The following is a 22171-nucleotide window of genomic DNA, read 5'->3' as shown; positions in this document are numbered from 1 at the left end:
GGTCGCGTCATGCCCGTCGTCACCCAGCCGCCCGACCCGGACCCGAAGACGCCGCGCTTCGTCTGTCCGCCCGGCAGCGTGGACACCCACATCCACATCATCGGCCCGGCCGAGCGCTATGCGTTCGACCCGACCAGCTACTACGTCTCGGCGGACGCGCTGCCGGAGACCCACATCGCGCTGCAGACGACGCTCCGCCTCTCCCGCGCCGTCCTGGTCAGTCCCGGCGGCTACGGCCGCGATACGCGCCTGCTCGCCGATGTCCTAGCGACGTATCCGGACCGCTATCGCGGCATCGCCCTGGTGCCGGAGGACATTTCCGACGCCGAGATCGAGCGGCTGAACGCGCTCGGCGTCCGCGGGGTGCGCTTCATGAGCGCGTCGCGCGGGGGCGTCCTGCCGACCATCTCGGAGGCGGTCGCGGCCCGCGTCGCGGCGCATGGGTGGCACGTCCAGTTCTATCCGCACGGCGCCGACATCGACGACTTCGCCGACCGCCTCCTGGCGCTGCCCAACACCATCGTGCTCGACCACTTCGCCAGCGTGAAGGCCGAGCGCGGCGTCGATCAGCCGGCGATGCGGACCCTGTTTCGGCTGCTGGACACCGGGCGGGTGTGGATCAAGCTGTCCGGACCGATGCGCTGCGTGCCGGGGGACTTCCCCTATGCGGCCGTCACGCCGATCGCCCGCGCCCTCGTCGCCCATGCACCGGAGCGGCTCGTGTGGGGCAGCGACTGGCCGCACCTCAACATGGACGGGCGCGGCATGCCGAACGACGGCGATCTCGTCGACCTGATCCCGGAGTGGATCGAGAGCGAGGCCGACCGCCGGGCGATCCTGGTCGACAATCCGGCCCGCCTCTACGGCTTCCCGGCCGTGGGCTGATTGCGGCGCCGGCTGATCGGGGCGCGTGCCGGCGCCAGCCGGCCATGCCCGGATTGTGGCTTGAGCCGTACCCCGATCGCACTATCCTGCTGGTTGCACGCCGTGTCGCCGCCGGGCCGTCCGCTGCCTCGCGCCGTCGATCGGCCGGCATCCCGGATGGATTGGGCGATGACCAAAGACTTGCTGGACGTGCTCTCCGCGCTCGAGCGCAAGGTGCTGTGGCTGGCCGCCTGGATGATCCACGAGGCCAATCACGTGCGCGACAATGTCGACGGCCTGAAGGTCGGCGGCCATCAGGCCTCGTCCGCCTCGCTGTCGACCATCATGACGGCGCTGTACTTCCACGTGCTGCGGCCGCAGGACCGGGTCGCCGTCAAGCCGCATGCCAGCCCGATCTTTCACGCGATTCAGTATCTCCTGGGCCGCCAGTCGCGTGAGAAACTCGCGGCGTTCCGCGGCTACAAGGGCGCGCAGAGCTACCCGTCGCGCACCAAGGACACCGACGACGTCGACTTCTCCACCGGCTCGGTCGGCCTCGGCGTCGCCCAGACGCTGTTCGCCTCGCTGGTGCAGGACTACGTGCACGACCACGGCTTCGCCGGCGACCGCTCGCCGGGCCGCATGATCGCGCTGGTCGGCGACGCCGAGATGGACGAGGGCAACATCTTCGAGGCGCTGCTGGAGGGCTGGAAGCAGGGCGTGCGGAACTGCTGGTGGATCATCGACTACAACCGCCAGAGCCTGGATGCGGTCGTCCGCGAGGGCCTGTGGGAGCAGTACGAAAAGCTGTTCCGCGCCTTCGGCTGGGACGTCGTGATCCTGAAATACGGCGTGCTTTTGGAGGAGGCGTTCAAGAAGCCCGGCGGCGACACGCTGCGCGCCTGGATCGACCATTGCCCGAACCAGCTCTACTCGGCGCTGACGTTCCAGGGCGGCGCCGCGTGGCGGCGGCGCCTCACCGACGATCTCGGCGACCAGGGGCCGCTCAGCGCCCTGCTGGACGCGCTCTCCGACGACGACCTCGCCCGGCTGATGACGAACCTCGCCGGCCACGACCTGCCGACGCTCCTCGATGCGTTCGGCAAGATCGACCACGACCGTCCGACCTGCATCATCGCCTACACGGTGAAGGGCCACGGCCTGCCGCTCGCCGGCCACAAGGACAACCATGCGGGCCTGATGACAACGGCCCAGATGGAGATTCTACGCAACGCGATGAAGGTCCGGCCCGGTCACGAGTGGGATTTCTTCGAAGGCCTGTCGCTGCCGGAGCACGAGCTGCGGAGCTTCCTCGAGAAAGTTCCGTTCGCGCAAGGCGGGCCGCGTCGCCTCCAGGCCGCGCGGGTCGACGTGCCGGCTGCGCTGACGGTCGAGATCGCCCCGACGATGTCGACCCAGCAGGGCTTCGGCGTGCTGCTGAACGAGGTCGGCAAGCAGAAGTCCGACTTCTCCGACCGCATCGTCACGACCTCGCCGGACGTGACCATGTCGACCAATCTCGGGGCTTTCGTGAACCGGCGCGGCCTGTTCGCCCGCCAGCCGATGGTCGATACCTTCAAGAGCGAGCGCATCCCCTCGACGCTGACCTGGGAGTTCTCGCCGAAGGGCCAGCACATGGAGCTCGGCATCGCCGAGATGAACCTGTTCATCCTGCTCTCGGCGCTCGGCCTGTCGCACTCCCTGTTCGGGGCGCGGCTGTTCCCGATCGGCACGCTCTACGACCCGTTCGTCTGCCGCGGCCTCGATGCCCTCAACTACGCCTGCTACCAGGACGCCCGCTTCATCCTGGTCGGCACGCCGTCCGGCATCACGCTGGCGCCGGAGGGCGGTGCCCACCAGTCGATCGGCACGCCGCTGATCGGCATGGCGCAGGACGGGCTCGCCGCCTTCGAGCCGTCCTTCGTCGACGAGCTCGCCGTCATCCTCGGCTTCGCCTTCGACTACATCCAGCGGGACGGGGAGGGGGAGGCCTGCGAGCGCACCTGGCTGCGCGACGAGACGGGCGGCTCGGTCTATCTGCGGCTCTCCACCCGGCCCGTGGAGCAGCCGCAGCGGGTCATGACGCCGGAGTTGCGCCAGGGCATCATCGACGGCGCCTACTGGATGCGGAAGCCCGGCCCGAACTGCCAGGTGGTGGTCGCCTACACGGGCGCCATCGCCCCGGAGGCGATCCAGGCGGTCGGCCTGATGGCCGAGGACCGCCGCGACATCGGGCTCCTCGCCGTCACCTCGGCCGACCGGCTCAACGCCGGCTGGACGGCGGCGAGCCGCGCCCGCGAGCGCGGCCTGCCGCACGCCCGCTCGCATATCGAGCGGCTGATGGCCGAGCTGCCGCCGCATTGCGGGCTGGTCACGGTGCTGGACGGCCACCCAGCGACGCTCGCCTGGCTCGGCGCCGTCGCCGGCCATCGCACCCGCCCGCTCGGCGTCGAACATTTCGGCCAGACCGGTGCGCTGCCCGACCTCCACCGGCACTACGGCATCGACGCCAATGCCATCGTGGCCGCCGCCCAGGCGATCGCCCCGGGGAGGCCGATCCGGTACCTCAAGGCGCTGTGAGGGGAGGGCGGGGCCGGCAGGCCTGTTCGCGAAAGCCTCGTGTCCGGGGCGCGGCGCGCAGCGCCGTGACCCGGGACCCAGGGTGACACGAGGGGGCATGGCGAGCCGCCCCTGGGCCCCGGCTCGGCGGCGCCTCGGGCCTGCGGCCTGAGGCACCTTGTCCGGGGCACGCGGCGCCCGGCGCTGGCGGCCGAGGATCGCGGCCGCTCTCTCGTCAAAGAGCACGCCGTCGTCGACGGCGCACCCTCAGTTCATCACCACGACACGCGCAGGCCGCCGGTGAGCTGGTGGGCTTCGGCGTTGCGGCGGAACTCGCCGTCGTAGGCGGCGTAGATGCGCAACGCCTCGGTGCGCCAGCCGGTCACGGCGAAGCGCGTCACCAGGGCGTCGCGGCCCGGGTCGGCCGCCGTCACGACGAAGGGCGAGTCGAGCAGCGAGGCCTGCGTCGTGAGCGCGTCGTCGCGCCAGTCGTGGCCCCAGGCGAGCCGCACCTCCGGCCGGAACCGGGCGCCGTCGAGCGCCGTGAACACGGTGCTCGCGGCGACGCCGGCCGTCGAGGTCAGCTTGTCGAAGGTCTGGCGCGGGAAGGTGAGGCCGAACGTGCCGGTCTCGGTGAAGCCGTCGCGCCGGAAGGTCTGCGCGGTCAGCCCGACATAGGGCATCAGCGTGAACTGCCCGGCGGGCAGGCGATAGCCGGCCTCGCCGGCGGCCAGGAAGCCGACGCCGTCGGTCGAGCCGTTCGTCCCCATGCCGGCGACGCTGCGCGACGTGGATTGCGACGTGACGCCGGCGGCGAGCCGCCCGTCGAACACCAGCCGGCCCGGCATGTAGCTGGCGTAGACGGCGCCCGCATAGGTGTCCGAGGTGCCGGTGGTGCCGGCGCTGTCGCTGGTGGTGCGGGTGACGCCGAAGGCGCCGCCGACCAGCGTGTCGGGCGCGACCTGGCGATCGGCACCGGCGATGCCGCCGCCGCTGCGGCTCTTGCCGCCCGGCAGGCTGCCGGAGTCGCCGACGCGGGCGGAGCGGCCGAAGCCCTGGCCCCACACCGTCCAGCCGGCCGCCGCGGCAGCCGAGGCCTCGGCCGGGTCGGCGGAGGCGTAGGCGGCGAGCGGCGAACCGGCGAACCGGGTCTCGACGTTCGAGTCACGGCCCGCATAGGAGAGCGCGAGGCTCGGAGCGAAGGACGACTGCACGGCGGCGCCGCCCGACTGCCACATCATCTGGCGCTCGGAAATGGCGGTGCCGAAGGCCGTGTACGCGCCCATGACGGCGCCGACCATGGCCGGCTGTCCCTGGCCGGTCATCTGGTCGATCATCCCGGTGTAGCCGGTCGTCGTGGTCTGTCCGTAGAGGGCATCGAACACGCCCTTGGCGCGATCGGACGGGCGCACGCCGGCGGCCGGTCGCGCCGCATCGAGCGCCGAGGCGAGGGCCTGCTGGTTGGGCGTCCCGGCGAGCGAGCGGAACGACTGCGGCGTCACCACCAGCGACAGCAGGGTCGGCGAGTAGAGAACGTCGAAGCGGGTGCCGTTCGGAAGGCCCGCGGTCGGCTGGAGGAGACCCGAATAAGAGCCGGTGATACGGGCGCCGTCCTCGGCCTTCAGATAGGCGAAGCGGGACCCGAGCGAGGCCGTGTAGTCGTTGTTTCCGCCGGCGATGGCGCGCATGACCGGAACCAGCGTGCCGCCGACCGTGAAGGAATAGCCGGAGCCGAAGACGACGATCCGATCCCAGGTGCCGGGACCGCCCGGGACGTTGTAGGTCCCGTCGATGTCGAGGCGGGTGGTCGACGTCGCGGTCTGCACGACGTTGCCGTTGAAGGTGAGGAGGCCGGGCGAGGAGCCGTTGAGCGGCGTGCCGGCCGGCAGCGAGCCGCCGTTGTTGGCGGCGAGATCGGCGTAGTTCGGCACCGCACCGGCGGCCAGCGTGCCGGCGATCCGGACATTGCCCGACACCGTGCCGAAGCCGGCGAGCGTCGCGCCCTGCTGGACCGTCATCGACGTGCCGAGCGCCAGCGTGCCGCCGACCGCCAGCGTGCCGGCGGCGACGTTGACGTCTCCAGTGGCGTGCGTCGTGCCGGCGATCACCAGGGTTCCGTCGCCCGTCTTGCTGAAGCCGCCCGCGGTGGTGAGCGGCTGGCTCCAATAGGTCGAGGTCTGCGACGCGACGTTCACGGTGCTGCCGGCGGCGAGCGAGGTCGGACCGTCGGTCGCCCGGTCGAGGCGGATCATGCCGTAGCCGTAGACCGCGTCGAGGCCGGGAGCGCCGAGATCCTCGGTGGTCGCGAACAGGAGGTTGACGAGGTCGCCCGCCGAATAGCCGGGGAACGCGCCCTGCAGCACCGCGAGAGCGCCCGACACGGTCGGCGTCGCCATCGACGTGCCGCTCTTCTGCGCGTAGCCGCTGGCGTTCACCGAGGTCGGCACCGTCGACAGGATGCCGGGGCCGCCGGCCGGCTGGTCACCGCCAGGCGCCGCGACGCACCAGCTCGCCGTGACGCCGCACATGTTGGCGTAGGAGGCGATGTGCTTGTTGATGTCGACCGACGTCACCGCGACGACCCGGCCGGACTGGGTGAGCAGCTCGGAGAAATTGTACCGGTTGCCGTCGTCGTCGTAGACGCCGGCATTCGCATGGTTCGGCTGGATGAACGGCATGAGCGCGATGCCGCTCGGGTTGCGGCCGGCGATCGGATTGCTGTCGCGGTCGTTGCCGGTCGCGGCGACGATGATCTTGCCGGCCGCGAGCGCGCGTCCGACCGCCGCCGCCTCGTACTCGTCGATCGCGATCGAGGGCCACGTCTTCAAATTCGTCATCGTATCGAGATTGGGGCCGTAGCTCGCGTTGTAGATCGTCACGTTCGAGAGCGACGGGAAGTAGTCGAGCGCCGTCGCGGACGGGTGGCCGACCTCCTCGGTCGGGGTCCCGAGCATGCGCAGCACCACCAGCTTGGAGTCGTAGGCGACGCCGTACATGCTGCCGGAGTTGGCCGGATCGTAGGGGGCCGCGATGATGCCGGCGACGTGGGTGCCGTGCGAGCCGATGTCGTCGATCTGGTTCGAGACATAGGGGGCGCCGGCCGACGGCAGCACGAAGTTCATGCTGCGCGGATCGATCTTCGCGCCGAAGCCGGGGACCACGCTGGTGAAACCGGTGTCGGCGACCGCGACCGTGACGCCGTTGCCCGAGTAGCCACGCGCGAACGCATCGGCGGCGTGGATGAGATCGAGGCCCCACTGGTTCTGATACTGCTGCGTGGCGGCGAAGCTCGCCGGGTTGCCCGGCACGCCTTGCGCGAAGGCGCCGTGACCTTCGGTCAGAGCGAGTGTCGCGACCGCCGACATCAGAAGGCGCCGGCGCGCGGCGATTCGGCTTGAACCACGCATGATGTCATCCCCACTAAAGCGTTGAGCGGCGCCGCCGCCCCGGCTCCGGGATCAGGGGGGTGGAGCAGGGGCGGCGGCGCGGGCGCCATTGCTTGAAAAAGCCTGGCGCTTACTGCTTATGGGCTATCAACACAGAAACAATTCGTCACGGGGCAAGGCTTGGACATCCGTCTCATTCGTTTGCTTCCGCGTTCCGATGCCACGGCCCGGCGCGCCGCCGCGAAACTCCCGGTCTCGTTGTTCGACACTGCCGATCTCCCGTACCCCGAGCGGTTCGCCGCCTGGCGGGAGAGCATCGGCGTGTTTCTCGAGGTCGGGCTGGTGCGGGCGGGCGACGAGGAGCATTACGACGCCTGGGCGGAGAGCTATCTGCTCGACGACCTGATTCTGTCGCGCTGTGCCGCCAGTGCCACGAAGTTCGATCGCCGGCCGCTGCGCGTCGCCCACGATTCGATCGATCACTACATGATCCAGGTGCTGGTCCGCGGCACCATCGACATGACGCTCGGCCGTCACGCCTTGTCCTTCCCGACCGGGCAGGTGATCCTGTTCGACCTCGCCGACACGATGGACACGGTGAACTCCACCTTCGATCTCGTGTCCGTCATCATCCCGCGCCGGCGGCTGGCGCCGCTGCTGGCGCGACCGGATTCACTCAACGGCGCCGCCGTCGACCCGACGAGCGCGACCGGGCGGCTCGTCTCCACCTATACGCTGTCGCTCTATCAGTCGGCGCCGCAGCTCTCGCCCACCGAGGCGAGCGCCGCGGCCACGGCCCTCGTCGAGTTGATGGCGCTCGCCTTCAACGGTGTCGGCCAGCCGGGCGGCGACGTGTCGGAATCGCTCGCCAAGGCCGAGCTCCTGCGGGTGCAGGGCTTCATCAGGGCGCATCTCGCCGCGCCGGATCTCGGACCCGACATGATCGCGGCCGCGCTCGGCATCTCTCGCGCTCGGCTCTATCGCCTGTTCGCCCCGGTCGGCGGCATCGCCGAACACATCCGCGAGCAGCGGCTGCGGCGCTGCCTCACCGACCCCGTCTCGGCCAAGCAGGCGCATCGGCAGGTGGCGGAGATCGCTTATGCGTGGGGATTCTCCGACCCGACCCACTTCGCCCGCGCCTTCAAGCAGCGCTTCGGCCGCACCCCCTCGGAGGTCCGCCGCGCCGCTACGCCGCTCGCCCGCCGCGACCGCCCGTCGGTCGATCCGCGCGTCGGCGACCGCTTGCACGAGGACTGGCTCGCCGGGCTGGGGTGAGGGCAGGGCGGGCATTTGGCGACCGTGTCGGACCAGACAGCCGCCCCGATTCACGGCTGCGTGCCCCGGACAAGGCGTGTCAGGCCGCAGGCCTGACGCGCCGCAGAGCCGGGGCCCAGGGGCCACGCGACGGACGATACGCCAAGCGCCTCGCCCGATCGCCCCTGGTTCCCGGTTCGCGGCGCATCGCGCCGCGCCCGGGACACGAGGTCTGCACCGGGGCGGTGGTGGAGAAGGCTCGACCGAGCGCGCCTGACTTGATCGGCCCGTAGCCGCCTCACTCCGCCTTCGGCTGGTCGATGCCGGTGATGCGGATGCCGGCGTCCGGAACCTTGTAGGTGCGGTTGATGAAGATCAGCACCGAGGTCAGCGCCTCGGCGACCACCGAGTTGGCGAGCGGGCCGGCGTCGATGCCGCGCAGGCCGGCGTCGCCGGCGAGCCGGATCGCGACGGCGCGCGCCTCCTTGTCGTCGCCCGTCACCAGCACGTCGCACTCGATCGTCTTGTCCGGATCCTTCAGCTTGTGGGCCGAGACGTTCTGGAAGGCCGACACGACCTTGACGTTTTCGCCCAACGCCGCCTGCAGGGCGACGCAGCAAGAATCGGCCTCGGGGAGTTGCACGCGCGACACCTTGGGCGGCACCAGCGGCACCGTCACGTCGATCAGGATCTTGCCCGCGAGCGCGTCCTTCAGGCCGGTCGCCGTGGCCATCTGGCCCGCGTAGGGAACCGTCAGCACCACCACGTCGGCACCGGCCACGGCCTCGTCGGACGCCGCGCCGCAGATCAGCGGCTTGCCGAGCTTCTGGTTGAGCTCGGTCGCGGCCGCGGCGGCCTTGGCGGCGTCGCGCGACCCGATGGTGACGCGGTGGCCGGCCCGGGCCCAGCGCATCGCGAGGCCCGATCCTTCGGCTCCGGTGCCGCCGACGACACAGACATTGAGGCTTCCGGTGAGGCTTTCGGTCATGATCCATCCTCGGGCCGCACGGCCCAATCGAGAGCGTCCGCGTCTGGCAGCCGCACGCAGCGCGTCGGGCAGGAGGAGGCCGGCTCGGGGCAGGGGCGGGGGCGCCGGCGGACGGGCCGTCATCTGGGCCGAGCCGCCGCTTCGATGCAAGCCCGAAGCTGCGGCGGACGCGGGCGCCGGCCCCCTGCGGCCGCATGTCCCGGGGTGGGCTCGCGCATCGCGGGCTCTACGACCAAAATACGCCTCGCCAAGCAAACCGCCTCTGCTAGACTGCGCCCACTTCGACGGTGGGCCGGCCGGTGGGCGGGCCGCCGGCGGGGCAGCAAAAGACCCAGAAGAAGACGTCCAACGAGAACACGAGGGCGGCCGGTCCGGACCGCCCCTTCCAGGGAGGAGACGCGGCGTGACGTTTCGCCGGACACTCGAATTGCATCCTGCGCGCCGCCCTTCGGCGCGGCTCTCGGCGCATCCGGCATCGCACGCCGACGCGCGGCCGAGGGCGCATGCCGCACATTCGTCGGCTGGCCGCCGCGGCCGGCCGTTCCGTTGACGGCCACCGGCAGCGAAACGGATCGGCCCGCATGACGGACTGGGTCATCGAGACCGAAAATCTCACGAAAGAGTTCAAGGGCTTTCGGGCCGTCAACAATGTCGACCTGAAGGTCGCGCGCGGCACCATCCACGCCCTCATCGGCCCCAACGGGGCCGGCAAAACGACCTGCTTCAACCTGATCACCAAGTTCCTGCAGCCGACCACCGGAAAGATCCTCTACAACGGGCGCGACATCACCAGGATGAAGCCGCACGACGTCGCCCGCATGGGGCTGGTGCGCTCGTTCCAGATCTCGGCCGTGTTCCCGCATCTCACCGTGCTGGAGAACGTGCGGGTGGCGCTGCAGCGGCCGCTCGGCACCGCGTATCATTTCTGGAAGCCGGAGAGCTCCGTCGAGGTGCTCGACGACCAGGCCATGGATCTTCTGGAGCAGGTCGGCGTCTCCTCCTATGCGCGCCTTACCGCCGGCGAGCTGCCTTACGGCCGCAAGCGGGCGCTGGAGATCGCGACGACGCTGGCGCTCGATCCCGAGATGCTGCTGCTCGACGAGCCGATGGCCGGCATGGGCCGCGAGGACATCAAGCGCATCTCCGATCTCATCCTGAGCGTTGCCGAGAACCGCACCGTGCTGATGGTCGAGCACAATCTCTCGGTCGTCGCCGACCTGTCGGACCGCATCACCGTGCTGGCGCGCGGCGAGATCCTCGCCGAGGGCTCCTACGCCGAGGTGTCGTCGAACCCGGCCGTGGTCGAGGCCTACATGGGGACCGGCCATGGCTGAGCCGCTGCTGCAGGTCCGCGATCTCGAGGGCTGGTACGGCGAGAGCCACATCCTGCACGGCATGAGCTTCGAGGTCGCCCGCGGCGAGGTGGTGACGCTGCTCGGCCGCAACGGCGCCGGCAAGACGACGACCATGCGGGCCGTGATGGGCATGCTGGCGAAGCGCACCGGCTCGGTGAAGTACGACGGCCGCGAGCTGATCAATCTCAAGTCCAACGCCATCGCCCGCGCCGGCATCGCCATCTGCCCGGAGGAGCGCGGCATTTTCGCGAGCCTCTCGGTGAAGGAGAACCTGCTCCTGCCACCGCGCGTGAAGGCCGGGGGGCTCGATCTCGAGGCGATCTACAAGCTGTTCCCCAACCTGCGCGAGCGATCTGGCAGCCAGGGAACAAAACTCTCCGGCGGCGAGCAGCAGATGCTGGCGATCGCCCGCATCCTGCGCACCGGCGCCGACCTCTTGCTGCTCGACGAGCCGACCGAGGGGCTCGCGCCCGTCATCGTCCAGCAGATCGGGGCGACCATCCGCATGCTGCGCGAGCACGGCTTCACGGTGCTGCTGGTCGAGCAGAACTTCCATTTCGCCGCGACGGTCGCGGACCGTCACTACGTCGTCGAGCACGGCCAGGTGATCGACATGATCCCCAACGCCGCGCTGGAGCAGAACCGGGAGAAGCTGAAGACCTATCTGGGCGTCTGACCGGACTCTTCGGGGTCTCGTCGCGCCCGGCCGACAAGCCAACCAAGCGACCAGAAAAAATCCGGAGGAAATCAGATGAAGACCAAGTCCATGCTGCTCGGAGGCCTCGCCGCCGCGGCGCTCTCGATCGGGTCCGGCGGCCCGGCGAGCGCGCAGATGAGCGACGGCGTCATCAAGATCGGCGTCCTCAACGACCAGTCCGGCACCTACGCGGACCTGTCCGGCCAGGGCTCGGTCTTCGCCGCGAAGAAGGCGGTCGAGGACTTCTGCAAGGCGCAGAAGTGCTTCGAGAAGATCGAGGTGGTGTTCGGCGATCACCAGAACAAGCCGGACATCGGCGCCGGCGTGGCGCGGCGCTGGTACGACGTCGAGCAGGTCGACGTGATCGTCGACACCCCGACCTCCTCGGTCGCCTTCGCGGTCAATCAGATCACCCGCGAAAAGAACAAGGTCTTCCTCAACTCGGGCGCCGGCGCCTCCGATCTCACCGGCTCGGCCTGCTCGCCCAACCTGATCCACTGGACCTACGACACCTGGGCGCTAGCGCACGGCACCGGCTCGGCGATGGTCAAGCAGGGCGGCAAGACCTGGTACTTCCTGACCGCCGACTATGCCTTCGGCCATGCGCTCGAGCGCGACACCGCGGCCGTGGTCGAGAAGATGGGCGGCAAGGTTTTGGGCAAGGTGCGCCATCCGTTCCCGGCCCAGGACTTCTCCTCGTTCCTGTTGCAGGCGCAAGGATCGAAGGCGCAGGTGATCGGGCTCGCCAATGCCGGCGCCGACACCATCAACTCGATCAAGCAGGCGTCCGAGTTCGGCATCGTCCAGGGGGGCCAGAAGCTCGCCGGCCTCCTGGTGTTCATCACCGACGTCCACGCGCTGGGGCTGAAGACGGCGCAGGGCCTGACCTTCACCGAGGCCTGGTACTGGGATACGAGCGACGCCAACCGCGCCTTCGCCAAGGAGTTCTCGGCCGCCAACAAGGGCAACTATCCGAGCATGGTGCAGGCCGGCGTCTACTCCGCCGTGATGCACTATCTCAAGGCCGTGCACGCGCTCGGCTCGGACGGCGACGGCGCCAAGGTGGTGGCCAAGATGAAGGAGATGCCGACCGACGACAAGCTGTTCGGCAAGGGCACGATCCGGGCCGACGGCCGCAAGATCCATGATCTGATGCTGGTCGAGGTGAAGAAGCCGGAAGAGAGCAAGGGCCCGTGGGACTACCACAAGGTCGTCGCCACGATCCCGGCCGCGGAAGCCTTCCGCCCGCTCGCCGAGGGCGGCTGCGCGCTGGTGAAGTGAAGGCGAAGTCCTGGCTGAAGCCTGTTGTTCCCTCTCCCCGCTGCGCGGGGAGAGGGTGGCTCGGACCGAAGGTCCGAGTCGGGTGAGGGGGCCTCTCGTGGCTACGGAGACGCCCCCTCACCCGACATCCGCGCTGTTCGCGCGGACGTCGACCTCTTTGGCGCGGCAATAGCCGCGCTCCCGCACGGCGGGGAGAGGTGAGCGAACGAGACTCGAGGTGACGCAGACATGTTCGAGCTGTTGGGGGTGCCGCCCCAGGCCCTGATGGGTCAGCTCCTGCTGGGGCTGATCAACGGGGCGTTCTATGCGCTCCTGTCGCTCGGGCTCGCGATCATCTTCGGCCTGATGAACGTCATCAACTTCACCCACGGCGCCCAGTACATGATGGGCGCCTTCGTGGCCTGGATGCTGCTGCAATACGCCGGCATCCCGTATTGGGGGGCGCTGGTGCTGTCGCCCGTGATCGTCGGGGCGACGGGCATCGTCATCGAGCGCCTGCTGATCTCGCGCCTCTATCACCTCGATCATCTCTACGGGCTCCTGCTCACCTTCGGGCTCGCCCTGATCGTCGAGGGGCTGTTCCGCCAGCAATACGGCTCGTCCGGGCTGCCCTACACGAACCCGATCCCGGGCGGGCAGAATCTCGGATTCATGTTTCTGCCCTGGTACCGCGGCTGGGTGGTCGCCTTCTCGCTCGCCGTGTGCCTCGTCACTTGGTTCACCATCGAGCGGACCAAGCTCGGCGCCTATCTGCGCGCCGCCACCGAGCGGCCCGAGCTGGTCCAGGCCTTCGGCATCAACGTGCCGCGCATGATCACCTTGACCTACGGGATCGGCGTCGGCCTCGCGGCGCTCGCCGGCGTGCTCGCCGCGCCGATCTACACGGTCAACCCGACCATGGGCTCGAACCTGATCATCGTGGTGTTCGCCGTCGTCGTGATCGGCGGCATGGGCTCGATCGCCGGCTCGATCGTCACCGGCTTCGGGCTCGGCGTCATCGAGGGCCTCACCAAGGTGTTTTGGCCGGAGGCCTCCGCCACCGTCATCTTCGTCATCATGGCGATCGTCCTCATGGTGCGCCCGCAGGGCCTGTTCGGAACGCCGCGATGACCAGCACGAGCCGAAGGGCCGCCAACGGCAACGGCCGCAACGTCGACATGATCGTCTTCGCCGTGCTGATCGCGGCGCTCGTCGCCGCGCCGTTCGTCGTCTATCCGGTCCTGCTGATGAAGGTGCTGTGCTTCGCGCTGTTCGCCTGCGCCTTCAACCTGCTGATCGGCTATGTCGGGCTGTTGTCCTTCGGCCACGCGATGTTCTTCGGCTTCGCCGCCTACGTGTCCGGCTACACGGTGAAGTCCTGGGGGCTCTCGACCGAGCTCGGGATCCTCGCCGGCACCGCGGTCGCGGCCGGGCTCGGCCTCCTCGCCGGCACGATCGCGATCCGCCGGCAGGGCATCTATTTCGCCATGGTGACGCTGGCGCTCGCCCAGATGGTGTTCTTCTTCTGCCTCCAGGCGCCGTTCACGGGCGGCGAGGACGGCATCCAGGCGATCCCGCGCCGGCCGCTGTTCGGCGTGATCGACATCTCGTCCGACCTCTCGCTCTACTACGTCGTGCTGGCGATCTTTGCGGCCGGCTTCCTGATCATCTGGCGCACCATCCATTCGCCGTTCGGGCAGGTGCTCAAGGCGATCCGCGAGAACGAGCCGCGCGCCGTCTCGCTCGGCTACGCGGTCGACCGCTTCAAGCTGATCGCCTTCGTGCTGTCGGCGACGCTCGCCGGCCTCGCCGGCGCCACCAAGGCGCTGGTGTTCCAGCTCGCCTCGCTCACCGACGTCACCTGGCAGATGTCCGGTGAGGTGGTGCTGATGACCCTGGTCGGCGGCATGGGCACGGTGTTCGGCCCGATCGTCGGCGCCGCCGTGATCGTGGTCATGCAGAACACATTCACGGGGTTCGGCGAGTGGGTGCTGGTGGCGCAGGGCTGCATCTTCGTGCTCACCGTGCTGCTGTTCCGGCGCGGCATCGTCGGCGAGATCGTCGCCTTCGCCCGGCGCCGGGGGGCGCGCGACGATGGCGTCACGCGCGAGGCGCCGGCCGAGTGAGCCTCCGGCGTCCCCGGCCGTCGGCCCCGCTCGCGCTTATGCTGCAGTGCGGGAAAGAATATTACAGAATGTAAGCCCACAACGAACAAAAGTGTTGCACTGCGGCGCCGAACCGGTACCATCTTGTGCGTGTGCAACCCGAGCAGGAGCCTCCCCGTGCTTCAGCGCAGCGATCTGGTCGCGTTCATGCCGACGTCCGACATGTGCCAATACCTCGCGCGCGTCGCCCACGGGCACGCCGCCACGCTCCACGCCTGGGTGGTCGACGGCCTGCGCGACCACGGCCTGATCGACCACCACGACCGGCTGACCGAGCACGGCCACCGGATGCTGTCGGGCGCTGAATAGGGCGGATTAGCAACGGACCGAGCACGAAAGGCAGTGAACGGGGCAGGGTGATCGCCCGCCCGTCGGCTGCCGTGTGCGTCGACCGCTGATCGCATCACTCCCGTCGGCCGCGCCCCGGGTGCTCGCCGCGCGAGGCGTCGCGGCCGGCGATGCGCTCGCGCCGGTGCTCCAACTCCAGCGTCACCAGCCGGGCCAGCAGGGTCGCCGGATAGAGCTGGCCGATGATCGTCTCGATGTTGCAGCAGGCCCGGGCGATCGGGTGGACGGGTGCGATGTCGCCGTAGCCGGTCGAGGTCAGGGTGACGAAGCTGAAATAGATCAGGTTGCTAGCGTTGCTCGGGCTGTCGACGATCTCGAGCCCGGCGAAGGCGTTCGGGATGAACAGGCCGACGAAGGCGTAGACGGCCACGAAGGCGGCGGCGACCAGCAAATAGAGCAGCACGGCGCCGATGACCCGGTGAGTGTTCACCCGGCCGGGACCGAACACCAGCCGCGCCACCACCGAGCCGAGCACCACGGAGAGGATGAGCCAGCCGCCGGCGGCCAGCATGATGTCCATCCGGGACGGCGTGTGCAGGCGCAGCACCACGGCGGTGCCGTTCATCACCAGGCCGACCAGCAGCAGCGCGAACACCCAGGGATTGCCCGACATCACCAGCGCGCACGCCATGATGCCGAGCAGCACGACGGCGCCGAGCATCTGCCCCGGCTCCGAGCCCGTCGCCTGCAGCGGCACGGCGACGAAGAACAGGAGCAGCATGAGAACCATCAGCACGGTGAGGAGCGGATCGCTCCAGCGTTCCTGGGCGCGCTGCAGCCGCGCCCGGAAGCCGCGCGCCGCCCGTGCGCTCGTCGGCTCACGCATGCTGCGGCTCCGCGCCGGCCGGTTCGGCCGTGTCGGTTGACGTTGCGGTCGCGGTCGGTGCCGGCGGTGCCGCCGTCGACGAGACGCCGGTCAATGCCTCCCGGCGGCGCGCGATCAGGCGCTCCAGCCGGTGGGTGGCGAGCGACAGCGCGGCCGGGTCGGCGGCATCGGGATCGCGCGCCGCGATGCGTTCGAGCTCGGCGTGCAGGATCGCGTCGATCTGCCGCTCGATGGCGGCGAGCTCCGGCTCGTCGGCGGCCGCCTCGATCCGCTCGGCGAAGCCGCGCAGGCCGGCGAGCGCGTTGATCTCGCGGCCGAAGTCGCGCGACATGAAGCGCCAGGCCGCCGCCGCCACCGAGGTGAGGCCGCCGAGCAGCATCGAGCCGTAGAAGATCTGGTCGCCCCACTTGTCGAAGAAGGTCTTCACGTTGCCGTCGAAATACGCGGCGGCGGCGGGGTGGATCGGCACGAAGGCGTCGCTGTCGGTGCTCGGCGCGGCGATCTGGGCGAGCAGCGGGTACTCGCCGACGAGATCGCGCCGGACGTCCATGATGGCCTTGGCGAGTGCCGCCACCGTGTCCTCGTCGATCGTCTTGCGCACCAGCAGATGGACCGGCACGCGCAGCGTCGTGAGGTCGTCGTCCGGGATCGGCGGCGAGCCGCGCAGCGTGCCCTTCGGCACGTCATAGCTCTCGTAGGCGCGCGACACGGCCGCGATGGCGCCGGCCGATTCGATCGGGATCAGGCCGGGCGACCCCCGGCCGCTCGGGAACAGGCTGCGCAGCATCGCCAGATACTTCTCGGTCAGCGGCATCACCACCAGGATGGCGGCGACCTGCTTGGACGCGACCGCCGCCGGCGCGTCGGTGACGAACAGGTCGCGGAACGTCACCTTGAGGTGGTCGAGATCGTATTCGCGCTTGAGCGCCGCGACGACCTCGCGGTTGACCGGGCCGCTGATCACCCCGACCGTCTTGCCCTTCAGCTCGGCGATCTCGGTGATCTTGCTGCCCGGCGGCGTCACCAGCAGAACCACGATGTTGGACACGATGACGACGGCGCGCGCGTCGCCGAGGTCGCCGACGTCGGAGCGCCCGACCACGAGGTCGACCTCGCCGGACGAGAAGGCCTCGGTGGCGTGCAGCACGCTGCCCTTGTCGATCACCTGGAGCCGTACCGGCGCCTTGGCGGCGGCGAGCCGCGCCGCGAGTGCCGACACCACCTTGGGGGTCTCGCCGCCGAGCGATCCGGTCGCGACCGTCAGGGTCTTCGGCGCGGTGACGTAGCGCCACCCCCACAGGCCGCCCGCGAAGGCGAGCACGGTCGCGCCCAGCACGACGGTGATGCGCAGCCAGCGCGGCAGGCGGCCGGTGGCGACGGCGGCGATGCCGGCCACCACGGCCGCTCCGGCTGCTGCGCCGGCGACCTTCTGGAACTGTCCATGGTCCATGACTGTCCTCCGGGCGGATCCGCATCGTTGCACTGCAGCTCGTATCGTCTGGTTCGGGCTGCGTGTCGAGCGCACCGAATCGTGGATCGTGCGGGTCTGCCGTACCGATCGGCACCTTACCCGATCTGGCTAGCCGGCGCCCGAGGTCGTCTCCTCACGTCACGGCCCGCACGCACCGCGCGACAAAGTCGCTCTCGCGGACGTCGGCTCCGGAGCACGCGGGCGAGGTGTGACGTCGGCTCGGCGGTGCGTGCCGACCGGACGAGATCGCGGTCGTGATCAGTTCATGACCGTCGTGAACAGTCGTTAATCAGAAAAAGTGGATCCTATTCGAAACCGGGGCTGTGACGGGAGGTTCATTCTTCGGGGAGCAAAAGAGGAGACCTCGATGAGGACCGTCTTGCTCGCGCTGAGTACTGCGGCCGCGCTCGGCTTCTCCGGAATAGCCGCCGGTCAGACGACGCAACCCGCGGGAGACTCGACCGGGAGTGGTGCGGCGACTGGCGCCGTTTCATCCTCGACTCGGCACCACTCGTCGAGCGGCCGCGATGCTCGCCCCGGTGCCGCCGTCCGCGGCGATGCCGCCGGCGCCCGCGTCGACAGCGGCTCGACCCGGAGCCGCACCGTGATCGACATGCGCGCCGGGGGTGGGGACGTGAAGGTTCGGCGGCACCGCCACTCGGTCGTCCGCTACGAGGAGCGATCGCCGTCCGTCACGGTGGTCGCGAAGAAGCGCTATGCCAAGAAACGCACGCGCATCTATTCGAGCGCGCCGGTCCGGTCTCGCACCACGGTCGTCGAGCGCCGGAAGCCGGCCGCGGTCGTGCGGTCGCGCACCACGATCCAGCGCACGGTCGACGAGCCGCGGAGCTCGGTCAGGGTCCGCGACGAAACCGGGGGCGTGAGCGCCCGGACCACGACCCGCTCGCGCACCACCACGACCACGACCGAGGGGCGGTCCGGAAGCGCGGGCGGCGCCTCGACCTCCACCACCGGCAGCGGCGGCGCCGCGGCGACGGTGGGCGGATCGGCCGGAAGCGGCCGTTGATCGGACGGCGGTCACCAGACCGCCGCGCCAAAGCTCCACCTGAGACCACTCCGACAAGCAGAGGATGACGTCATGACGAAGTTCGTGATCACGACAGCCTTGGTTCTCACGACTGCCGGGACGGCACTGGCCCAGAAGACCGAGTACTACATCGTGCAAGACACGTCGACGAAACGCTGCACCGTCGTCGACAAGAAGCCGACCACTCAGACCACCGTCGTGGTCGGCGACGGAAAGGTCTACACCACCCGCACCGAAGCCGAGAGCGCGGTCAAGACCGTCAAGGTCTGCTCGCAGTAACGGTTTCGGAGTGTCCTGCGGCAGCCGTCGGGTTCCCCGACGGCTGCCGTGCGTCGTCCGGTCCGTGCGCCGCCTCGCGGGCGTTCCGCCGCTCAAGGGATCAGCAGCGACGAGCCGATGGTCTTCCCCGCCTCGAGGTCACGGTGGGCCTGCACGGCCTCGTCGAGCCGGTAGCGCCGGCCGACATGGGCCTTGATCGCGCCGGCGGCGACCAGCCCGAACAGCTTGCCGGCCGACATGGCGATCTCGTCGCGCGTCGCGCAGTAGGTCGCGAGCGTCGGCCGGGTGAAATAGAGCGAGCCTTTCTTCTGCAGCAGGCCGGCCTCGACCGGCGGCGGCGCGCCCGTCGTCGTGCCGAACGAGACGAAGTACCCGCGCGGCGCCAGCGACGCGATCGAGGCGTCGAAGCTCGCCTTGCCGACCGAATCGTAGACCACCGGAACGCCGGCTCCACCGGTGATCTCCTTCACCCGCGCCGCGACGTCCTCGCGGGTGCGGTCGATCACCACCTCGTAGCCGTTCTCGCGCGCCAGCCGGCACTTCTCCTCGCCGGCCGCGACGCCGATCATGCGGGCGCCGATGTGCCGGCCCCACTGGCCGGCGATGAGGCCGACGCCGCCCGAGGCCGCCCAGAACAGCACCCACTCGCCCTGCTTGATCGGATAGCAGCGCGTGATCAGATACTCGACCGTCATGCCCTTCATCAGCAGCGCCGCGGCGTCCGCCTCCGACACCCCGGCCGGGATTTTCAGCACCCGCTCGATCGGCATGTTGCGCAGATCCGCGTAGGAGCCCGACGCGCCGCCCGCATAGACGACGCGGTCGCCGACCGAGAATTCGGTGACGCCGGCGCCGACCTTCTCGACCGTGCCGGCCGCCTCGGTGCCGACCGCGCCGGGCAGGGGGGCCGGATAGAAGCCGGAGCGGAAGTAGCAGTCCTGATAGTTGAGCCCGACGACGGACTGGCGGATCTGCACCTCGCCCGGACCGGGGTCGGCGAGATCGATCGTCTCCATCGCCAGGACCTCGGGGCCGCCCGGCTGCGCGTATCTCACCACCCGTGCCTTGCTGCTCATGTTTCCTCCGAACCGTTCCAGGGATCCGGCACCGCGGCGGGTTGTTGTGCGGACATGCGGGCCGGTGGACCCGGAGTGTCACCGATCTCTCGGCCCGCCGGAACGCGCGCCGGCGGGGGCGTGCCATGTGAAAACCAACGGGGTGAACACCAACGGATGACGACCGAGGGGCCGCCCCGGCCGGCAGTCGCGTCGCGGCGCGCGCTCCGCGAGATGCACCGCGTGGCGCACGGCGACGTTGTCGCCGGGGCTCCGGCAGGATCAGAAAAATGCGTCTCTCTGATCTGTGTCAAAGTCCGACACGCCCCGACCCCCTAGAAAGGCCTCGTTGCGCCGCTTCACGGGGGTGAGTGGTGCGACACGAAAGGGGTGGTCCTCGCGGACCACCCCTTTTCTTTTACTCGGATCCTGTTCGGCACCGCCGGCCCCGCCGCGTCGGGGCGACGCGCGTGACCAGCGCCGCCATCGCGATCCGTGCAGCCTCTCCGTCTTCCGTCACGCCGGGCCTGTCCCGGCCCTCCACGATCGTGAGGCGCCGACGGCCGCGAGTCGTGGATGCGCGCGCCACGCGCGGGCATGACGAGTCCCGGGCCATGAGCGCGGGTCTGGCCCGCGTCGTGTGAGCCGAGTCGCGTGAGCTGAGTCGAGTGAGACGGGTCGTGTGAGCCGGGGCGTCTGGCCAGAGGCACGGGACGTGACACGCGCGACGTGAGTCGCATCGAGTGATTCGCCCACCGATCTGGTTCCGAGGTGACCCGATGGCGTGCCTGTGTGGCCGCCTTTACCTGACGTTATGATGCCCTGCGCGGTCGTTATCAAGTCCGGCCGGATGCGCTTATGGTCCGTAAGTGTCCCTTTATCGTATCGCCCGAAAGCTGCAGAAAGGTGTGGCTTCGGAGTGACGATCGGGCCGATTAGCCCTTTGAACTACGGGACTTGCCGGATGTGCAGCGCGTCGCAGCAACGTATTCCAGACACGCCGCTGGCTGACGGCCGGCGGTGCCCTCCTTGGGCGTTTCCTCCCTAGACTTCGGGCCGCCGACGTTTACGCCGCGCGGCCTCTTTTTTTGCTCCGAGGGATGCGCGCGAGACGCGCACAGGCCTCGCCGGCCGTCGGCGCGCAGTCTTCCCCAACAGCCCGCGGAAGTCGAGTCGAACTCGGTCGACGACCTGACGCTTTCGGCGATTTTCGCGGCGTGGTTACCTGCGGGCCGGGTTGGACCGGTCGGGTCCGTGGCTCAGGCGTTCAGGAAGGCGAGCCGGCTGTCGGTCCGGCCCGGCGTGACGGCGACGATCTCGGCGCTGACCACGCCTTCGGCCACGAAGGGGTCGTCCCGAACCCGCGCCTCGATCTCGTCGGACGATGCATTGTGCGCCAGGATCGCACCGCCTGCATTCGGTTGCAGGCTTCCAACCAGCAGGAAGACGCCGTCGTCGAAGCCGCGCCTGATCCAGGCGTTGTGCCCCTCCATGAATTGCGGAGCACGGGTGTCGGCGAAGCGAAGCGTGATGATGAACACGGCGCCTCCCTCAGGCTGGTCGGCAGGTCTCGGGGGGCCGGTCGGCCGGGCACTGGGCGTGCAGCCACGCCTCCATGTCGGCGACCTCGCGGCGGACGAACGCGTCGTCGCCGAAGGCGGTGGCCAGCGCCGCGACGCCCTGGCTGCGCATCAGGAGGTGAAGCGCCAGCGCATCGGCATCCGCCTCGCGCCCGAGCGCGACGAACTGCCGGGAGAGCCATGCGCGCAACAGCGTGAACAGACGAACCGCATCGTCCTTGGCGGCGTGCTCGAGCTTGGCCAGCTCGTTGCACAGCGTGCCGACCGGACAACCATGGGCGACGATCTTCGTCCGGTTCGTGATCAGGATCTGAACGAAGCTGCGAATCCGATCGCGCGGCGAGGTCGACGCCTGCTCCCACGCTTCCAGCATCGCGCGGGTGTGCGCCAGGCGCTGCGCGATCACGGCGTCGAGAATCTCGTCCTTGGTCTTGAAGTGATAATAGAAGTTGCCGCGCGAGAGGCCGACCTCCCCGGCGATGTCGGCGAAGGATGTCGCTTCGAAACCATGCTCGTAGAAGAGCCGGTCGGCGACAATCACGATCTGCTCACGGGTTTTCCGCGCGCCGATTACCGGACCCCACGATCACGACGGAGAAGGCGAGATCTTCGCCGCCGCGTAGGACAATTGCCCTAAGAACTAGGTCATGCGTCCTACAAAGTCAAGTGCGCCGCCGGACGTGCGGCGGAACTCTGCGGCCGGTCGTTTCTGGCAGGGGGCTGTCGGCAAGATGGCGGACGGGGTGGGATTCGAACCCACGAGAGACTTGCGCCTCTGGCGGTTTTCAAGACCGCTGCCTTCAACCACTCGGCCACCCGTCCGATGCCGCGATGGGCCGGCTCTTGTTTCGCGCTTTGCGCGGGGCGTCAAGGTTCTCGGCGGCGCGGTCGGGCTGCGTGCCTCGGGCCTCGAATTGCCGCCTGCTCGCCGATCCCGCGCGGCTCCCGCGAGGCCATCGCGGCGCGCTCCGGGCCCGTCGCGGTCACGGCCGCGCCGCCACCGTCGCGCCGCGGCCGGGCCTCGACGGGCCTGCCG

Annotated in this window: 18 protein-coding genes and 1 tRNA gene; 10 read left to right on the top strand and 9 right to left on the bottom strand. The window is 69.6% G+C overall.

Translation table 11 applies throughout. The annotated features are described in order from the left end of the window. The first annotated feature begins 9 nt into the window (after positions 1–9). Together CCR97_RS22180 and CCR97_RS22175 are read left to right on the top strand one after the other, a co-directional pair. The gene (locus tag CCR97_RS22180) at positions 10–885 is read left to right on the top strand and encodes an amidohydrolase family protein (protein ID WP_111356617.1); all 876 of its coding nucleotides are present in this window, start codon (positions 10–12) and stop codon (positions 883–885) included. 168 nt (positions 886–1053) lie between these two features. Next, on the top strand, positions 1054–3444 hold the full coding sequence (locus CCR97_RS22175) for a transketolase (RefSeq protein WP_111356616.1): 2391 nt from the start codon (positions 1054–1056) through the stop codon (positions 3442–3444). 254 nt (positions 3445–3698) lie between these two features. On the opposite strand, the gene CCR97_RS22170 is transcribed toward CCR97_RS22175, so the two are convergent. Continuing rightward, complete coding sequence (locus CCR97_RS22170) at positions 3699–6830, bottom strand: autotransporter domain-containing protein (RefSeq protein WP_111356615.1); 3132 nt, start codon at positions 6828–6830, stop codon at positions 3699–3701. Positions 6831–7067: 237 nt separating this feature from the next. Between CCR97_RS22170 and CCR97_RS22165 the strand changes: the two genes are divergently transcribed. Beyond that, on the top strand, positions 7068–8084 hold the full coding sequence (locus tag CCR97_RS22165; protein WP_146618701.1) for a helix-turn-helix domain-containing protein: 1017 nt from the start codon (positions 7068–7070) through the stop codon (positions 8082–8084). 277 nt (positions 8085–8361) lie between these two features. On the opposite strand, the gene npdG is transcribed toward CCR97_RS22165, so the two are convergent. Then, positions 8362–9051 carry an NADPH-dependent F420 reductase gene (gene npdG, locus CCR97_RS22160; protein WP_111359834.1) on the bottom strand — a complete coding sequence of 230 codons (690 nt, stop codon included), beginning with the start codon at positions 9049–9051 and terminating at the stop codon, positions 8362–8364. 581 nt (positions 9052–9632) lie between these two features. Between npdG and CCR97_RS22155 the strand changes: the two genes are divergently transcribed. From CCR97_RS22155 to CCR97_RS22130, 6 genes are all read left to right on the top strand, one after another. Beyond that, on the top strand, positions 9633–10385 hold the full coding sequence (locus tag CCR97_RS22155) for an ABC transporter ATP-binding protein (RefSeq protein ID WP_111359835.1): 753 nt from the start codon (positions 9633–9635) through the stop codon (positions 10383–10385). Then, the gene (locus CCR97_RS22150) at positions 10378–11082 is read left to right on the top strand and encodes an ABC transporter ATP-binding protein (protein WP_111359836.1); all 705 of its coding nucleotides are present in this window, start codon (positions 10378–10380) and stop codon (positions 11080–11082) included. Before CCR97_RS22155 ends, CCR97_RS22150 begins: the two co-directional genes overlap by 8 nt. 75 nt (positions 11083–11157) lie before the next feature. Further along, a complete protein-coding gene (locus CCR97_RS22145; RefSeq protein ID WP_201159854.1) occupies positions 11158–12384 on the top strand; it encodes an ABC transporter substrate-binding protein in 1227 nt (408 codons plus the stop codon). A gap of 228 nt (positions 12385–12612) precedes the next feature. Continuing rightward, positions 12613–13494 carry a branched-chain amino acid ABC transporter permease gene (locus tag CCR97_RS22140; protein WP_111358258.1) on the top strand — a complete coding sequence of 294 codons (882 nt, stop codon included), beginning with the start codon at positions 12613–12615 and terminating at the stop codon, positions 13492–13494. Further along, positions 13491–14489 (top strand): branched-chain amino acid ABC transporter permease, encoded by a 999-nt coding sequence (locus CCR97_RS22135; RefSeq protein ID WP_111358257.1) that lies wholly within the window; start codon positions 13491–13493, stop codon positions 14487–14489. Before CCR97_RS22140 ends, CCR97_RS22135 begins: the two co-directional genes overlap by 4 nt. A gap of 156 nt (positions 14490–14645) precedes the next feature. Next, positions 14646–14837, top strand: a complete 192-nt coding sequence (locus tag CCR97_RS22130; RefSeq protein ID WP_111358256.1) for a hypothetical protein — start codon at positions 14646–14648, stop codon at positions 14835–14837. Positions 14838–14931: 94 nt separating this feature from the next. Here CCR97_RS22130 and CCR97_RS22125 read toward each other — a convergent pair whose 3' ends face one another. The 3 genes from CCR97_RS22125 to CCR97_RS22115 all read right to left on the bottom strand — a co-directional run bounded on the left by CCR97_RS22125 (position 14932) and on the right by CCR97_RS22115 (position 18145). Further along, the gene (locus tag CCR97_RS22125; RefSeq protein ID WP_111358255.1) at positions 14932–15702 is read right to left on the bottom strand and encodes a potassium channel family protein; all 771 of its coding nucleotides are present in this window, start codon (positions 15700–15702) and stop codon (positions 14932–14934) included. Continuing rightward, positions 15695–17152, bottom strand: a complete 1458-nt coding sequence (locus CCR97_RS22120) for a TAXI family TRAP transporter solute-binding subunit (RefSeq protein ID WP_111358254.1) — start codon at positions 17150–17152, stop codon at positions 15695–15697. The genes CCR97_RS22125 and CCR97_RS22120 overlap by 8 nt, the downstream gene beginning before the upstream one ends. 759 nt (positions 17153–17911) lie before the next feature. After that, on the bottom strand, positions 17912–18145 hold the full coding sequence (locus tag CCR97_RS22115) for a hypothetical protein (protein WP_146618797.1): 234 nt from the start codon (positions 18143–18145) through the stop codon (positions 17912–17914). A gap of 127 nt (positions 18146–18272) precedes the next feature. Between CCR97_RS22115 and CCR97_RS22110 the strand changes: the two genes are divergently transcribed. Then, complete coding sequence (locus CCR97_RS22110; protein ID WP_111358252.1) at positions 18273–18500, top strand: hypothetical protein; 228 nt, start codon at positions 18273–18275, stop codon at positions 18498–18500. A 92-nt stretch (positions 18501–18592) separates the two neighbouring features. On the opposite strand, the gene CCR97_RS22105 is transcribed toward CCR97_RS22110, so the two are convergent. From CCR97_RS22105 to CCR97_RS22090, 4 genes are all read right to left on the bottom strand, one after another. Beyond that, positions 18593–19576: a quinone oxidoreductase family protein gene (locus tag CCR97_RS22105; protein ID WP_201159853.1), complete on the bottom strand. Its 984-nt coding sequence runs from the start codon at positions 19574–19576 to the stop codon at positions 18593–18595. A 1238-nt stretch (positions 19577–20814) separates the two neighbouring features. Further along, on the bottom strand, positions 20815–21096 hold the full coding sequence (locus tag CCR97_RS22100) for a YciI family protein (RefSeq protein WP_111358251.1): 282 nt from the start codon (positions 21094–21096) through the stop codon (positions 20815–20817). 10 nt (positions 21097–21106) lie between these two features. Next, a complete protein-coding gene (locus tag CCR97_RS22095) occupies positions 21107–21706 on the bottom strand; it encodes a TetR/AcrR family transcriptional regulator (protein ID WP_111358250.1) in 600 nt (199 codons plus the stop codon). A gap of 161 nt (positions 21707–21867) precedes the next feature. Continuing rightward, a tRNA-Ser gene (locus CCR97_RS22090) sits at positions 21868–21957 on the bottom strand. Positions 21958–22171 lie beyond the last annotated feature (214 nt).

Source organism: Rhodoplanes elegans (assembly GCF_016653355.1).
GTDB classification, from domain to species: Bacteria; Pseudomonadota; Alphaproteobacteria; order Rhizobiales; family Xanthobacteraceae; genus Rhodoplanes; species Rhodoplanes elegans.
The sequence above is the reverse complement of the archived record's forward strand: the minus strand, read 5'-3'. Positions and strand labels throughout refer to the sequence as shown.